This window comes from Mycolicibacterium sp. CBM1, assembly GCF_054073305.1.
Window position 1 is genome coordinate 1 of sequence record NZ_JBSXPP010000038.1, and the last position, 14,143, is coordinate 14,143.

At 63.3% G+C, this 14,143-nt stretch carries 15 protein-coding genes; 4 read left to right on the forward strand and 11 right to left on the reverse strand.

The window, feature by feature from the left end; all coding sequences use genetic code 11:
• Positions 1–158 precede the first annotated feature (158 nt).
• The 4 genes from ACXDF8_RS26470 to ACXDF8_RS26485 all read right to left on the reverse strand — a co-directional run bounded on the left by ACXDF8_RS26470 (position 159) and on the right by ACXDF8_RS26485 (position 4,844).
• On the reverse strand, positions 159–1,706 hold the full coding sequence (locus tag ACXDF8_RS26470; protein WP_457222064.1) for an IS1182 family transposase: 1,548 nt from the start codon (positions 1,704–1,706) through the stop codon (positions 159–161).
• 65 nt (positions 1,707–1,771) lie between these two features.
• Positions 1,772–3,034: a fatty acid desaturase family protein gene (locus ACXDF8_RS26475; protein ID WP_457226215.1), complete on the reverse strand. Its 1,263-nt coding sequence runs from the start codon at positions 3,032–3,034 to the stop codon at positions 1,772–1,774.
• Between the two features lie 70 nt (positions 3,035–3,104).
• On the reverse strand, positions 3,105–4,262 hold the full coding sequence (locus ACXDF8_RS26480; RefSeq protein WP_457226216.1) for a ferredoxin reductase: 1,158 nt from the start codon (positions 4,260–4,262) through the stop codon (positions 3,105–3,107).
• Between the two features lie 60 nt (positions 4,263–4,322).
• Positions 4,323–4,844 (reverse strand): DUF6912 family protein, encoded by a 522-nt coding sequence (locus ACXDF8_RS26485; RefSeq protein ID WP_457226217.1) that lies wholly within the window; start codon positions 4,842–4,844, stop codon positions 4,323–4,325.
• 469 nt (positions 4,845–5,313) lie between these two features.
• On the opposite strand from ACXDF8_RS26485, the gene ACXDF8_RS26490 reads away from it, so the two are divergent.
• The 4 genes from ACXDF8_RS26490 to ACXDF8_RS26505 are packed head-to-tail and all read left to right on the forward strand — an operon-like array spanning position 5,314 to position 7,212.
• On the forward strand, positions 5,314–5,616 hold the full coding sequence (locus tag ACXDF8_RS26490) for a hypothetical protein (protein WP_457226218.1): 303 nt from the start codon (positions 5,314–5,316) through the stop codon (positions 5,614–5,616).
• Positions 5,613–5,969 carry a hypothetical protein gene (locus ACXDF8_RS26495; RefSeq protein WP_457226219.1) on the forward strand — a complete coding sequence of 119 codons (357 nt, stop codon included), beginning with the start codon at positions 5,613–5,615 and terminating at the stop codon, positions 5,967–5,969. Before ACXDF8_RS26490 ends, ACXDF8_RS26495 begins: the two co-directional genes overlap by 4 nt.
• Positions 5,966–6,289, forward strand: a complete 324-nt coding sequence (locus ACXDF8_RS26500) for a hypothetical protein (protein ID WP_457226220.1) — start codon at positions 5,966–5,968, stop codon at positions 6,287–6,289. The genes ACXDF8_RS26495 and ACXDF8_RS26500 overlap by 4 nt, the downstream gene beginning before the upstream one ends.
• Positions 6,290–6,345: 56 nt before the next feature.
• Positions 6,346–7,212: a S1 family peptidase gene (locus ACXDF8_RS26505; RefSeq protein WP_457226221.1), complete on the forward strand. Its 867-nt coding sequence runs from the start codon at positions 6,346–6,348 to the stop codon at positions 7,210–7,212.
• Positions 7,213–7,240: 28 nt separating this feature from the next.
• Here ACXDF8_RS26505 and ACXDF8_RS26510 read toward each other — a convergent pair whose 3' ends face one another.
• From ACXDF8_RS26510 to ACXDF8_RS26540, 7 genes are all read right to left on the reverse strand, one after another.
• Positions 7,241–8,065 carry a head-tail connector protein gene (locus ACXDF8_RS26510; RefSeq protein ID WP_457226222.1) on the reverse strand — a complete coding sequence of 275 codons (825 nt, stop codon included), beginning with the start codon at positions 8,063–8,065 and terminating at the stop codon, positions 7,241–7,243.
• Positions 8,055–8,285 (reverse strand): hypothetical protein, encoded by a 231-nt coding sequence (locus tag ACXDF8_RS26515; protein WP_457226223.1) that lies wholly within the window; start codon positions 8,283–8,285, stop codon positions 8,055–8,057. The genes ACXDF8_RS26510 and ACXDF8_RS26515 overlap by 11 nt, the downstream gene beginning before the upstream one ends.
• A 41-nt stretch (positions 8,286–8,326) precedes the next feature.
• The gene (locus tag ACXDF8_RS26520) at positions 8,327–9,502 is read right to left on the reverse strand and encodes a phage major capsid protein (RefSeq protein WP_457226224.1); all 1,176 of its coding nucleotides are present in this window, start codon (positions 9,500–9,502) and stop codon (positions 8,327–8,329) included.
• Entirely contained in the window at positions 9,503–10,075 is a 573-nt protein-coding gene (locus ACXDF8_RS26525; protein WP_457226225.1) for an HK97 family phage prohead protease, read from the reverse strand.
• Entirely contained in the window at positions 10,072–11,103 is a 1,032-nt protein-coding gene (locus ACXDF8_RS26530; protein ID WP_457226226.1) for a phage portal protein, read from the reverse strand. The genes ACXDF8_RS26525 and ACXDF8_RS26530 overlap by 4 nt, the downstream gene beginning before the upstream one ends.
• Before the next feature lie 353 nt (positions 11,104–11,456).
• Positions 11,457–12,851: a terminase TerL endonuclease subunit gene (locus ACXDF8_RS26535; protein ID WP_457226227.1), complete on the reverse strand. Its 1,395-nt coding sequence runs from the start codon at positions 12,849–12,851 to the stop codon at positions 11,457–11,459.
• A 43-nt stretch (positions 12,852–12,894) separates the two neighbouring features.
• A protein-coding gene (locus tag ACXDF8_RS26540; protein WP_457224969.1) for an IS3 family transposase occupies positions 12,895–14,075 on the reverse strand; the annotation gives its coding sequence in 2 pieces (ribosomal slippage) (positions 12,895–13,788 and positions 13,791–14,075; 1,179 coding nt in all).
• Positions 14,076–14,143: the final 68 nt, after the last annotated feature.

Here is a 14,143-nt window from a genome sequence, read left to right on the forward strand (position 1 = left end):
CTAGGAGCCTGCTGAATTAGGGCGTTTGGGGCGGGGTGCCTCAGAGCGCTCTGTGGCGCGTGTGTTCCCTCAGACCTGAGGGCCGACAATTCGAGGGTCACCCCGCCGTGTCGAGCGTGGCATCTGTGCTGTGTGACGGCAAGACCTGGTGGTCTGTGCTAGGCGATGGCCCAGGTGGTGCCGGTGTGGGTCAGGCCCATCGTGATGAGGCGTCGCAGGTTCAGCGCGGCACTGCGATGGTGGAGCCAGTAGCCGTTCTTCGCGATTCCGCGGTAGCGGAGTTTGCGGTTTCCTCGGGTGAGCCAGGCGATCGAGCGTTCCACCATGGGGCGGTGTTGGCGGTACTCGTCCTGCCACTCGGGTGTGCGGGCGACTGCTCGGGCTGCGCGTAGACGCTGTTCGTGTTCACCGATGGTGAGCTGGCGTCCACGCTTGGCAGTGGTGCATTGCGTTGTCAAAGGGCATGAACGACAGTGCCTCTCGAACTTCACCCCACCCCTGGGTGCGATACCGGCGGTGTGGCCGGCCGGGCAGGTCACGGTGCGGGCATCGAAGTCGATGCTGAAATCGTCGCTGGTGAATCCACCGGGCACCGGCGCGCGCAGCGGCGTCGGTTTGATCACGGCGATGTGCTTGCGTTCGGCCAGTGCGGCGCGGGCGTCGCCGGTGCCGTAGGCCGAATCCCCGAGCACCCGCACTGGAGCGGGTTCGTCGTCGAGCAGGGCCAACCCGACCACGGCTTCGTGGTTGTCGGGGCCGTTGGCCTTGGTCAGGGCGCAGTCGGTGATGATGCCGGTGTCGGGTTCGACCGCGATATGGGCTTTGAAGCCGTCCTGGCGGCGGTGCACCGTCTTGTGAGCGTGGCGGGTGTCAGGATCGACAGTGGAGATGATCCGGTCCGGGGCGACCTGCTGGGCGATGCGCCACTGCCCGTCGGTGCCATCAGAGCCCTCGACGGGTTCGACGTCCTGGCCAGTGATCAGCGCCAACAATGCCACCGCTTCGGCGGCGCGGGGCCCGAGATCCTGCTCGGGGAGGTGACCGAGCAGTCGGTGCGCGTCGCTGACCAGGGCATCAACGAGCTGGTCACGGGCTGACTTGTCGTTCCAGGCGATCGCGGGTTTGCCCGGGTCGTCGTAGTCATGCGCAGTGCACTGGGCCTCGATGACCTGCGCGGCGTCGGGTACGTCGCGGCGGACCCGGCGGATCGCGGCAATCAGCTGCGTGACGGTGTCCTGGGTGGCGACCGCGTCGTCCAGGACGGTGGAATCCAGCGCCCGCCGTGTCTTCTTGGCCAAAACTCCGGTCTCGGTGACGACGGCTTTGACCGCCTCGAAGATCCGGTTCGGGCGCTCTGAGGCCGCCAACCGGCGCCGCCAGTAGGTCAACGTGGTGGAGTGAAACGCCGTCGCGGTGATCGGCATCCCGCAGGCCGCCTTCCACCGCAGATCGAAGGTGACCGCCTCGACGGTCTCGTTATCCGACAGGCCGTGTAGCGCCTGCAAGGTGATCACCGAGGCCATCACCTCGGCTGGAACACTCGGTCGGCCCCGTCGTGACGGAAACAGATCGACGAACATCTCCTCGGGAAACAACTGCGAACGATGCGCCGCCAAGAAAGCAAACATGCTGTCGGACTTCAACAAATGCCCGGCAACCGACTCCGCATCCAACAACTCACGCTGATCATCCGAGCGACCTTGCACCCACCAATTGTCCCCAAAACCCCAGCACAACCGGCCCCGCCACGCGGGATTAATTCAGCAGGCTCCTAGGCCGCCTTGGCCAAGCGATTGTCGCGGCGCCATTCGCGCACCGCCGCGATCGCGGTCTTCAGGCCGCGCTTGCGACCGGTGCGCGGGTCGACACCGGCGTAGCCGGACTCCAATGCCTCGAACATCCGCTCGCTGCGGGTCTCCGGAGCGTCGTCGGCGGTGTCGCGAAGGTACTTGTCCGGCAACGACAGCTTGGCGATGGTGCGCCACGTCTTTCCGTACTGCAACAGGAACGACCCGGTGGTGTAGGGCAGGTCGTACTTGTCGCAGACCTGCCGGACCCGGATCGAGACCTCGTGGAGCCGGTTGCTAGGCAGGTCGGGATAGAGGTGGTGCTCGATCTGGTGGCACAGGTTGCCGCTCATGAACCGCAGCCCCGGACCCGCCTCGAAGTTCGCGCTGCCGAGCATCTGGCGCAAGTACCACTGGCCCCTGGACTCGCCGACCATGTCGGTCTTGGTGAACTTCTCCGCGCCGTCCGGGAAGTGACCGCAGAAGATCACCGCGTTGGACCACACGTTGCGGATCACGTTGGCCACAGCGTTGGCGGTGGCGGTGGACCGGAAGGTCGCGCCGGGCGACAACGACGTGATCGCCGGGTAGGCGACATAATCCTTGAGCAGCTGCCTGCTCGCCTTGGCGCCGAACTCCTTGACCCGGACCAACGTCGCCTTGCGGTCGTCGCGGCCCTTGAAGATCTTGCCCAGTTCCAGGTGCTGCAGACCCACGCCCCACTCGAAGCCGATGGCCAGCAGCGTGTTGAACAGCAGATTGCCGTAGAGGTTGAACGGCTTCCAACGCTGATCGCGGGTCACCCGGATCACCCCGTAGCCCACGTCGTCGTCCATGCCCAAGATGTTGGTGTACTTGTGGTGCATGAAGTTGTGGGTGAACCGCCAGTGCTTGGACGCCCCGCTCATGTCCCACTCCCACGACGAGGAGTGAATCTCGGGATCGTTCATCCAGTCCCACTGGCCGTGCATGACGTTGTGGCCGATCTCCATGTTCTCGACGATCTTGGCGACCCCGAGAGTCACAGTCCCGGCCCACCACGCTGATCTCTTGGAACTGGCGGCCAACATCAGCCGGCCGGCCACCTCGAGTCCGCGCTGGGCGGCGATGGTGCGGCGGATGTAGCGCGCATCGCGCGTGCCGAGCGAGTCTTCGACATCCCGGCGGATCGTGTCGAGCTCGGCCGCCAGGCTCTCGATGTCAGCGTCGGTGAGGTGTGCAAACGCTTCGACGTCGGATATAGCCATATGTCATGCCTCCCTTCTCATACCTACGCTACCGTAACCTACGTACCCGTAGGTTACTAGTCGGTAAACCCTAAACATCGACCACACAGTCACCCGACGCGGCCGAGACACAGGTCTGGATCCGGGTGCCCGGCTCGTGCTCGTCGCCGGTCCGCAGGTCGCGCACGTGCCCGTCGACCAGGCTGACCACACACGACTGGCAGATCCCCATCCGGCACCCGAACGGCATCCGCACACCGGCCTGCTCGCCGGCCTCCATGAGCGACGTCGCAGCATCGACCGTCACCGTCTTACCGCTGCGGCCGAAGGTCACCGCCCCGCCCTGGCCGTGCACCGCCGTCCTGGCCGCCGCGAAGCGCTCCAGGTGCAACGCAGCGCCGAGGCCGGCCGCCTGCCACGTCTTCTCGGCCTCGCTGAGCATGCCCTCCGGACCACACGCCCAGGTCTGGCGCTCTCGCCAGTCGGGCACGACCTCGTCGAGCCGCTGCATATCCAGCCGCCCCTGCGTGCGGGTGGTGCGCACTGTGAGTCGGTAGCCGTCATGCTCGCGCGCCAGCTCCTCGAGCTCGGCGGCGAACATGACGTCGGATTCGGTCGGGGCGGAGTGGACGTGGACGATGTGCCCCGAGCTGCCGATCTGGCCGCGACGCGACAAGGTCCGCAGCATCGACATCACCGGGGTGATACCGGAGCCGCCGGTCAGGAACAACACCGACGCGGGCGCCGGATCGGGCATGACGAAATTGCCCTGTGGCGCGGCCAACCGGACGATGGTCCCGGGCTTGACGCCACCGACCAGGTGAGTGGACAGAAACCCTTCGGGCATCGCCTTGACCGTGATCGTGATCGTGCGCTTACGACCGGTGCCGGCCGAATGCGGACTCGACGTCAGCGAATAGGACCGCCATCGCCAGCGGCCGTCCACCAGCAGGCCGATGCCGACGTACTGACCGGGCTGATAGTCGAACGTGAAGCCCCACCCCGGTTTGATGACCAGAGTCGCCGAGTCCTCGGTTTCGCGCCGCACGTCGAGCACCCGGCCGCGCAGCTCACGCGCCGACCACAGCGGGTTGGCCAGTTGCAGGTAATCGTCGGGCAAAAGTGGTGTGGTAATCCGTCCGACCAGCGACCGAACCGCGTCGATGGCAGGATTGCGGCCCGCCCCGGCGACCTTGGGCCGCACCGTGTCGACCACATTTGCGCTGATCTTGACCTCATTTTTTACCATCATCGCTCCCTGCCACGTCCAACCTACGGTACCGTAACTTACGGTTCCGTATCTAGACGCTCAGAGCAATTCGAGCAGGAACGGCAGCTCCTGGGTGGCATACCAGGCCAGCGCGTGATCTTGGGCATCGCCGACGACGAACTCGGCGTCCTCGTCCCCCAGGTCGGCATCGTCGATGACGGCCATGGCCGCCGTGACGGCCGCCTCGGCGGCAGCGTTGTCCACGTACGCCGCGACGATGTGGTCAAGACTCACCGGCCCACTGACCCGTACCACCGCATCGTCGAGATCGGGCCGGACCGTGGTGGCGGACTCCGGGGCGTCGGCCTCCAGGACCACCCGGCGCAGCGGGAGTTCGCCCGAACCCGGGGTATCCCCGGCCTCGGCGGCCAGCAGGCGCAACGACGCCAGCGCCGCCTCGCCGATCGCCACCTCGGCCAGCTCCTCGTCGTCGCCCTCGGCATAGGACTCACGCAGCGTCGGCGTCACCGCGAATGCCGTCCCGCTGCGCGGCTGGATCGACCCGTCGGACACCAGCTGTTGCAGCATGGCCAACGTGGCCGGGATGTAGACCCGCATCAAATGCCTTCTACCAGCAGGTTTATCAGTGACACACCCGTACGAACAAGCACGAAACCGCAGGAAAATGGATGGGGCGGATTGACGGCGTCAATGCCTTGGCCGAGAGCCGGGGGTTCATACACTCTGCGATTCTCTCACCCGTCGATGAGCGTTGGGATTACCGCGCTTACCAGGATAAACGGCATGGACCGGCGCCCGGTCGTCGATACGATCCCGATCAACACCAACCCGACCGGAGCCGACGATGACCGACAAAACCTCGCATCGCTACGCCGACCGGCTCACCCCGGAACAACTCCAGTTGGACGCCATCGCCGCCGCGATGGACAAGGCCGTCAGCAAGCGCTGAAAGAAATTTGCTACACATGCGCAGATGTACCCCACCGAAGGGCACCACGTGGTCTTCTGTACAGAGAGACGGCCTGTCAAACATTTGCCCATCGGTCCACCGCGGGGTTAAATGAAGGTCGTGAAACCCCGCATGATGGTCCACGGTGCCAACGAGTCCGACTATCTTCGCGACAGCTACCGCGGCGGCGCGCCGTTCATAAGGTCCACCGACGCCGCGGGATTGGACCGAGACGACATGGACGGTCCGTTCACTTCCGGCCCGCGCGTCCTCTGTGAGCCCAAGGGGCTCGTGTCCGGTGGCGGTACGCAATGGTTCGAGTACTGGCTGATCCCTGAGACCGACGCACTGGCGGTGGCCGAAGCGGAGGCGATTCTGGCGGGTACCGCGGTACCGAAGTTGGTGCGGTTCTGGCCCGCATGAGCGTGTTTCAGACGGCGGGCGGTGACTGGAAGCGCGTCATGGTCGGCCTTGACGGCGGATTCACCGAAGTTGACTTCCACCGAACCGGCCAAGATGGCGAGTGGACCCCGTACGAGCACCGGATGCAACAGGTGTACGACGATGCCCTGGCGGCGCTGCGGGACGCCCAGGAATCCGGTGTTCCCCATGTCCTGTTCCGACACGGCTGGTCAACATCGGAGGGGTGGAAGACCACAACGTCCCGGTCGGTGGTGCGCGGCCTCATGCGTTCCCCAGCGGCCACGCCGTACATCGTGCGCAGCAAGTGCATTCAGCACTACAGCGTGTTCGTCGCGGCGATCAGGCCACAGTGAACCTCTACCACCGGACGCCGGCCGCAGAGGCCATCCTGCGGGACGGTTTCCGAGACGCCACCGGGTACTACATGTTCCACGACTTCGGCCTGACCGGTGTGTGGTTGTCCGATGTTGCGCTGGATATCAACGAGGGGGCTAAGGGCGATCAGGTGTTGCGCGTCGAGTTGCCCGACGATGTTGACCTCACCGACTACGAGGTTGTTGAGGATGATGAGCCGCCCTACCGGGAGTGGTGCGTTCCCGCTGAACTGATCAACACCCGTGCCCGCGTGGTCCTGGTAGACCCGCGCGACGCCCCCAGTCGCTTCGCAAAGTGAGCGACACCCGACCAGTACCCCCAACCATTGCCGGATTCTTGGCTATCGTGGCGAGAATGAAGGTCGACACTCTCGCGAGGCAGATACTGTTCTGCACAGTGCACGTGACCAATGTGATGACTGACGGGAAGGTTTCCACCGGAACCGGATTTTTGTTCGACGCGACCACAACCGAAGACGGCAACCGAATTCCCCTCTTAATCTCAAATAAGCATGTACTTGAAAAAGCGTCAGAAATTCGGCTCAACTTCCTAATTCAAAACGCTGACAATTCGGGGCCGGAGCTAGGACGAAGCTACAGGTACACCATTGTGGGCGCGCCCGTTGTGGGCATCGTGGGGCATCCCGACCCAGCCGTCGATATTGCGGTGTTGCCAATAGCCAAGGTCTGGGACGACCTCTACGCGCAAACTCCCCCGCCCTTCTGGCGGACGCTTTCATGGTCGAACCTTCCGACCGAGCAGGCAATGTCAGTGTTCGACGCAATCGAGGACCTTACGTTCGTCGGTTATCCGAAGGGCCTGAGTGATCCCACTAACCACCTTCCAATCGTTCGGCGTGCCATTACGGCTACTCCAATTGCTGTCCCATTCGGTGGCACTCCGACGTTCCTGCTTGACGGTGCGGTGTTCGGCGGCAGTAGCGGCAGCCCGGTCTTTATTCTCAACCGAGGGACGTTCACAATGGCGGATGGCAGCCTTTCAGTGGGTTCGAGGTTCTTCTTGGTCGGAATTGTGGCGCAGTCCTACAATCAAACCGAGGACATCCCCGTACAGATGACGGCTGCCGCACCATTCGTTCACACTTCCCAGGCGTTGAATCTTGGGGTCGCCTTTTCATCCCGAGCGATAGTTGAAACCATTAATCACACGCTGTCGATTTTTGGCGCGCCGGAAGGAAAGGCCCTCCAGGATCACCAGTGATTTTCAGCAATCTGCGACAGGTCTCGCGTCATACCGCAGCCCACAGCTTCCTAAACGGGCGGATGATGTTCTCCACGTCAGGATCGAGAGCCGAGACGTTCCACTTGTACTCGACGTCATCGATGCGCTGATCGGTGATCGACCCGGCCACGTTCTGGCGTCGGTCGTACAGACGTCCCGCGGTGATGGCGACGGCGGTACGGATCGCCGGGGGAACCTCTAGCCATCCCCATCGGGCGGTGATGGACACCCACCCGTGCACGCATCCCGGCAGCTCGATCTGCGTCCACGGCTTCCCATGCTGGGCGGCGTTGCGCGGCAACAGTGTGTAGCCGGTCAGCGCGTGACCGTCGACCTCGATAACGAGATCGTCGGTCATGAGGTCGTCGATGTCCACCAGCGTGCGGCCCCGGAAATACTCAGCCTGATAGGTCCGTTGTTCGGGTTCGGTGGTCAGAAACGTTCGACCGCAGGACTTTTCCACCGCAGCGATAGCGGCATCGACACACCATTGTGTGAGGTCGTCGTTCTCCGTTGGGCTGAGCCAGTCGGAGAGGTCGAGCGCGGTGGGATAGCCCGACCGCCCGACTTGGAATGAGCCGGTCTCCACCGTGGCCAGCGAGCCGGTCGTCGCCCACTTGTAGGTGTGCACACCGAGAACCGCGCAGTCCCAGTAGACGTGGAACGTCCCGAGGCTGTCGCGGTCCAGCTCGGCGTCGGTGCCGTAGACGTAGGTGGTCACACCATCCGGTGCGGTCATGGTGAACGACAGCGCATCGGGATCGGCTAGTTCGTCTGCCTCGTTGCGGATTTCGATGGTGAGCTTGCGGCGGTCGCCAATGTCATACGGCATCGCTCACCGCCTTTCGGGCGGTGGCAAGGTCGGCCTGAGCCTTCGCGGCGCGCTCGGCAACCTCAGCGGCGCGCCGCTTTGCAGCGGCCAACTTGGCCTCGGTCCTTACCGACTGTTCCACGGCAGCCGAAACCGCCTTACGCGCTCGTCGCTTCGCTGGCCTATCGGCCTCGCCAGCCCGCGCGGCGATTTCCGCGCGGACTTCGGCGAGTTCGGCCACCAGCGCCGCCTCACGTGCTTGTAGCTGGCGCAGAGTGCGCATTAGGCGGCGTTCTTCAAAACGGTGTAGGCGTGGGGATTCTGGACGGTTCCGTCCGCGCGGACGTGCGCGGCGTACTCGATGCGAGCCTGGGACTTGCCGGTGTAGTCGTCCACGATCAGGCGCATGCCGTTGACGCGGCGGATGAGGTAGCCGGTCTTCACAGCGCCGAACACGCCCCACTTGTTCGTGCCTCCATCCACGTAGTCGGCGAAGGACTGATCGATCACCACGCGATGGCCGAGCAGAGTCCCGCCGATCGAGCCCTCCAAGCCAGCGGCGGCCTGTGGAGTCCACAGTGGGCGGCCGGTCGAGTCCTCAAGTTTGCGGATAGCCTCCAGGGTGGCATCGTTGAATACCCAGATGGCATCGTTGCGATATGCCGGGTCCACATCGTGCACAGCCGCGATCAGCTCATCCTTATCGATGGTGGCGGAAGTGAATGTTGATGTGGTCGTGGTGTTGGTGGTGATGCCGTAAGGCTGCGACGAACCGGTTCCACGCACCCAGAAGTCGGCCTGGCCCCGCTGGAATCGTTCCGCGATCCGCTCGGCCACATACGCGGCGATATCCGTATTCGAGTCCTGTAGCAGCTCCCAAGTCACTGAGATCGGTTCCTGTCCAGCGCCGGAAGTGGTCCACGTGTAGGCACCAATCGAGACCTGACCGAAGGCCAGATCCGCACCGCCGCTAGTCGGTGCTGTGTTCTCTCCCACGATGACCGCCTTGTTCGCGGTGTCGTCGTTGGCCTGGAACTTCAGCGTCTCACCGCTATCGGTCGTCATGACCTGCGCCTCGTTGGCGATCCCGCCGAAGGCCTTCATCCGGGTTTCGATGCGGTCGAGCATCGTTTGCGGGACCAGGTAACCACCGCCGACGTTGCTGCCCACGGTCTGCGCGCGAGACTCCAGGTCGGCATTGGCCTTGCCCGTACGGAGATAATCGCTAAAAGCCCTCATCTCGGTGTCGTCAGCTTTGGCCGGGGCAACATGCACGCCCACGTGATTGGCCGGCGTCACATAGCCCTGGTGACGGGCGCGGAACTGCTCGGTGTTTTCGCTGCGCTTAAGGTCGGCCTCCAGAGAGGTAACCTCGGCGAACTCGTCGTCAGTCAGCGAGCGAGTTTCGGAGATGGTGTTGAATTCGGCGAGCTTCGCCAGAATCTCAGTCTTGGTCATTTATACCTTTCGGTTGTAGCGGGCGCCGAAACGCGCTCGGAACATCTGTGTTCGGCCGTCGATGGCCTGAGTGGGTTTGTTGCGCAGGGATACGGCGGTTCCGTCGTATGCCGGGTAGGTCACGACCGATACGTCGTGAAGTGATGCAATGCTGGTGATGGTGCGCAGGTCGCGTCCCTCATCGCGGGTCCAGTTCTGGCCAGAACCGGATGGGTCCATGCGGAAGGCGAATGAGCAACCGGTGATCAGGCCGCTTTCCACCATGGCGCGAACGTCGTTGGTGATACTCAGATCCGGGTTCAGGTCAAACTCAAACTGCAAACCGTGTGAATCCGCGGAAAGCCTCAGGCTGTTGTTGGTGGTGCGAGCCAGGAGCTTGTCCTCGTTGTGGTTCAACAAGGCGGCGACGTTCAGCGTGGGCGATGCCAGCGCCGAGCGAAACGCTGTAGAGGCCAGCACTTCTGTGTACGGGCCTAGGTCGGTGCGCTGGTTGAACACGGCGGCGTATCCGCCGATCTTGTTGCCGGTGATGGCGGTCTCTAGAGAGGCGAACCGGCGTTCGATGTCGGTCACTGGGGAACCTCCGGTGTCGTGGTGAGCGAGTCCCCGCCGTCGATGGACGGCATGTTCAGGACCCGCCGTGCTTCGTTGGTGGTGATCACGCCCGCTTGCAGTTGGGCAATGAGCAAGCTGATTTCGGCCTCCGGTGCCGGGGACAGCAAGGCGCGGTAGTCGAACTCCGCTTTGACCGATGGGGGAAGCAGCAGCGATAGGCGGTCCTCAATTGGTGCTGTCCAGAGCTTGAACGTCCACGACGCCATGGCTTTATGCATCTCGGCGATGCCTGTGCCCCAACTGGATTGCTTCTCAGACAGACCGACGAGCGAGTCGGGGACGCCGAACCACGTTGCTATTTCAGACTTCTGGAAAGCGCGCGACTGCAACCACTGGGAGTCCTCGTTGCTCACCGTGAACGGGTGAATCTGGATGTTGCGGTTGATGAATCCGATTCGGCCGGCGTTCGCGGGACCTGTTAGGCCACGGTCGATCTGGGTGGCCAGTTCCTTGGCGTCGTCGGCGGTGGTGGACTCGTCGAACGATGCAATCGCCGTGATCGTCGGTCCCTGACCATGGAAGTTCGCGGCGCTTTGATCGGCTGCCAGGGCGGTACCGAATGCACCGTTGCGGGCCAGCCTCAGCGGTGACAGACCCCGGATGCCATCGGTGGAGATCCCTTTGATGTGTGTCAGGGTCGAGTCATCGAACGTCTCGGTCCTGCCGTTGAGCAATGACACCTTGTAGGACTTGCGGCCCTGGTCGTCCACGTCGATAGAGACTGCTGACGGGTGGATCGGGCTGACGCCCATCAACTGCCCAGCGCCGCCGAAGATGTGGGCCAGAAATGCGTTGCCCCAGAGCAGCAAGTGAGCGGTGGTGGTTTGGATCAACTCGAAACGAGTCAGCCCACCGGCAGGGTTGTCCAGCCACGACGGGACCCGTTGCGTGATGCCGTTCTGTTCAGCGATGGCCCGCAGCGGCAGGGTTGCAATGCCCCCGGCGATGATGTGCACGCACCGCCAGACGGCGGCGACACCGAGCATGTTGTGCTCACTGACGTGGACACCGGTCAGGGATCGGTTGCCGCCGAACAGTTCCACGAGGCGGGGATCAGCGATTGAGTAGTTGCGCGTCTCGGCAGGTGGATCGGGTGGACGCTGAAAAGCGCGCCTGAGCAGGGACAATAGGTCTCCAAACTGGTCGATAAAGGCCGGAATTTCGGGCGCGGTTCAGCGTCCGTGCAGGTCACGGCATGTTTTTGGGGTGTGAGTGAGTGAAATCGTGCGCCACGGTCGAACGCCTGGCGAACGCTCCAGACAATTCCGCAAGCCTCTGACCTGCTGCTATGTCCGGTCTGGCTAACTTGTAGAGTGACTCCCGTTGCGGCACAGCATGATCACGCCGACCACAGCACGAACGGCTTGGCCTTCGGCTTGCTGACGGCGACACTGGCCCGTGAATGCGCCAGGACGGCGGCAACAGCGAGGTCGATCTTGGCCGGGGAGTCCTTATCGGGCTTGGTGATCACGTCACCGTGCGGCGTGGACCTCACCACGGCATTGCTGACATGGCGGGCCAGACGTGCATCACCGCTATGCGTGAGCGCACCGTCCATCACAGCGGCGTGGAACGTCGAGCAGGCGGGACCCATGCGGGCCACGCTGTAGGTGGGGACCTCGATCACCTTGTCGCCCCACCGTGCGCCCCACTCGGCTATCTCGCGTCCCCAATACGGAGGATCGCACGCCAGCTCTTGCACGTTGAAGTAGTCGAACGCGTAGGCCACGGTGTCCATCACGTCATCACGCGGGACTCGCCAGCCCTTGCGGCCAGGGTTCTCCCAGCACCCGACGACGAACAGGTGACCTTCACGCGTGCAACCCACGAGTGCCGTTGAGTCGCCGGAATACGATCCATCGAAGCCCAGCCACACACGGGTGCCTTGTGGCGGTTCGTCGTACGTGGCGAGGGCATCCCATGCGCCGTACGGCAGCCATGCGGAATGCGTTGCCGTCCAACAACCGAGGGCAAATCGCCGGAACTCGTGTTCGGGCAGAGTCTTGTGGTCGTAGGCCAGGGCCTCGGCGAAGCCGGGACGGTCATAGCATGGGTTAGCTGCCCGCCAGTTGTCCCGGTCGTCCAGTGGTAGAGCGGGATCACCTTCATAGATGCGCCCTGCCAGGTCGCCGGCCTTGACCTGTTGGTACAGATCGTGCGCCCGACACGTCAGGTCGTAGCCGGGTGTCGTGATGCCGAACAGCAAGGCGTCAGTGCGAGCACGGCCCGCCTGTTGCATGCCGTCCCACACTTCAGACGGCAGTAGGTGGACCTCGTCGGCCAGTACAAGGTGCGGGTTAATACCTTGCGCGGCTTTGAAGTTGCCCGGTCTGACTTGAATGAATGAACCGGTTTCCGGACACTCAATCTTATCTTTGAAGATCCACAACGAATCGCGCAGATACTCGGACCCGTTGATGAGGTCGTGCAGTTCCCGCATCAATACGCTGTTGAGGTTGCGCTCTGAGTCGCTTATCGCGTAGACGTGCCGTTGTTTCTTGAGGCATATCTCGATCAGTCCCAAACAGGCTGCTGCTCTTGTCTTCCCGTTCTTGCGGGCGATCTGGGCGTAGTAGACTCGGGGCCGGTCGGGTCCGCTGAGTTCGCGTAGGAGGTCGCGTTGCCAGGTGTAGAGCTTCTGTCCGGTGGCGTGTTCGATCCATGGGACCGGGGAACGCTTCGGCGGTAGCGGTTTGAGATTCGCAGAGACCTTCGGCCCAGCGGCCAAGGCCACCTAGCGGTTGTCCGGGCCTGCTGAAGGATTCTGTGACAGTTGGTTAGGCGGCCTGGTTGGCCGTCTGGGTCATGATGGCTTCGAATTCGATGGGGGTCAATCGGCCCAAGCGGGCTTGCCTTCGACGGCGGTGGTAGGTGCGTTCTATCCACGTGACGATCGCGATGCGGAGGTCATCGCGGGTGGGCCAGCGTTGGCGGTCGAGGACGTTGCGTTGCAGCAGAGAGAAGAAGCTTTCCATGGCGGCGTTGTCCCCGGCGGAGCCGACCTGTCCCATGGAGCCGAGCATCTGATGGCGCCGTAGCGACCGCTGGAGTTTTCGGGAACGAAATTGGCCGCCCCTGTCGGTGTGCAACGTGCAACCAGCGACTGTGCCGCCGCGGCGGGCTACGGCGGACTCGATCGCGTCAACGGCCAATTGTGAGGTCATCCGCTCAGCGATGGAGTATCCGACAATTCGGTTGGACCACACGTCCTTGACCGCACACATGTAGACCTTGCCCTCAGCGGTCGGGTGCTCGGTGATATCACTGAGCCACAACCGATTTGGTCCCAGCGCAGTGAACTTGCGACGCACCAGATCCTCGTGCGCCGGGGCGCCAGGTAAGCCCTTGCGGCCGCGACGTCTCTTGCCGAACGCACACCACCATTGGTTGATCGAGCAGATCTTCCACACCGTACGTTCACTGACGTTGTGGCCGGCGGCGCGGACCTGATCGAACAACAGCCGGTAACCGAACTCAGGATCCTCGCGGTGGGCGTCGAAGATCGCATTCGCCAAATGCGCCTCGTCGTACTCGGCGTCGGTGACTGGACACGACAGCCAGGCGTAATAGTGCTGGCGGTGAAGCTTCAAGACCCGACACGAGACCGCCACCGGCACCCGGATCGGGGCACCGGCTGCGGCCAGCTCCTTCACGAGCGGGTAGAGCCTTTTCCCGGTAGCGATCCTCGCGCCAGATAGGCCGCCGCCTTGCGCAAGACCTCGTTCTCTTGCTCTAGCAGGCGATTGCGCCGCTTGAGCTCTCGGTTCTCTCGCAGCACATCCGGGGCTGCGACCGACTTCGGGCCTTCATCGGCATCAGCCATACGAAGCCACGAATTCAGCGTGGTCTGGTGAATCCCGAAATCGCGAGCGACCTGCTCCACAGACACCCCAGGGCCACGCTCGCGCGCCACCCGCACCACGTCACGGCGGAACTCCTCGGGGTAGGGCTTAGGCACAACGACATCCTTCCAGCCTGACAGCTCGTCAAGCGATTTCAGATGTCACAGATCCGTTCATCAGCCCC

Excerpts from the sequence above, each read along its gene's own strand:
- ACXDF8_RS26475 (WP_457226215.1), bottom strand. The coding sequence starts at position 3,034 with ATGGCTATATCCGACGTCGAAGCGTTTGCACACCTCACCGACGCTGAC.
- ACXDF8_RS26480 (WP_457226216.1), bottom strand. The coding sequence starts at position 4,262 with ATGGTAAAAAATGAGGTCAAGATCAGCGCAAATGTGGTCGACACGGTG.
- ACXDF8_RS26495 (WP_457226219.1), top strand. The coding sequence starts at position 5,613 with ATGAGCGTGTTTCAGACGGCGGGCGGTGACTGGAAGCGCGTCATGGTC.
- ACXDF8_RS26505 (WP_457226221.1), top strand. The coding sequence starts at position 6,346 with ATGAAGGTCGACACTCTCGCGAGGCAGATACTGTTCTGCACAGTGCAC.
- ACXDF8_RS26510 (WP_457226222.1), bottom strand. The coding sequence starts at position 8,065 with ATGCCGTATGACATTGGCGACCGCCGCAAGCTCACCATCGAAATCCGC.
- ACXDF8_RS26520 (WP_457226224.1), bottom strand. The coding sequence starts at position 9,502 with ATGACCAAGACTGAGATTCTGGCGAAGCTCGCCGAATTCAACACCATC.
- ACXDF8_RS26530 (WP_457226226.1), bottom strand. The coding sequence starts at position 11,103 with ATGCTCGGTGTCGCCGCCGTCTGGCGGTGCGTGCACATCATCGCCGGG.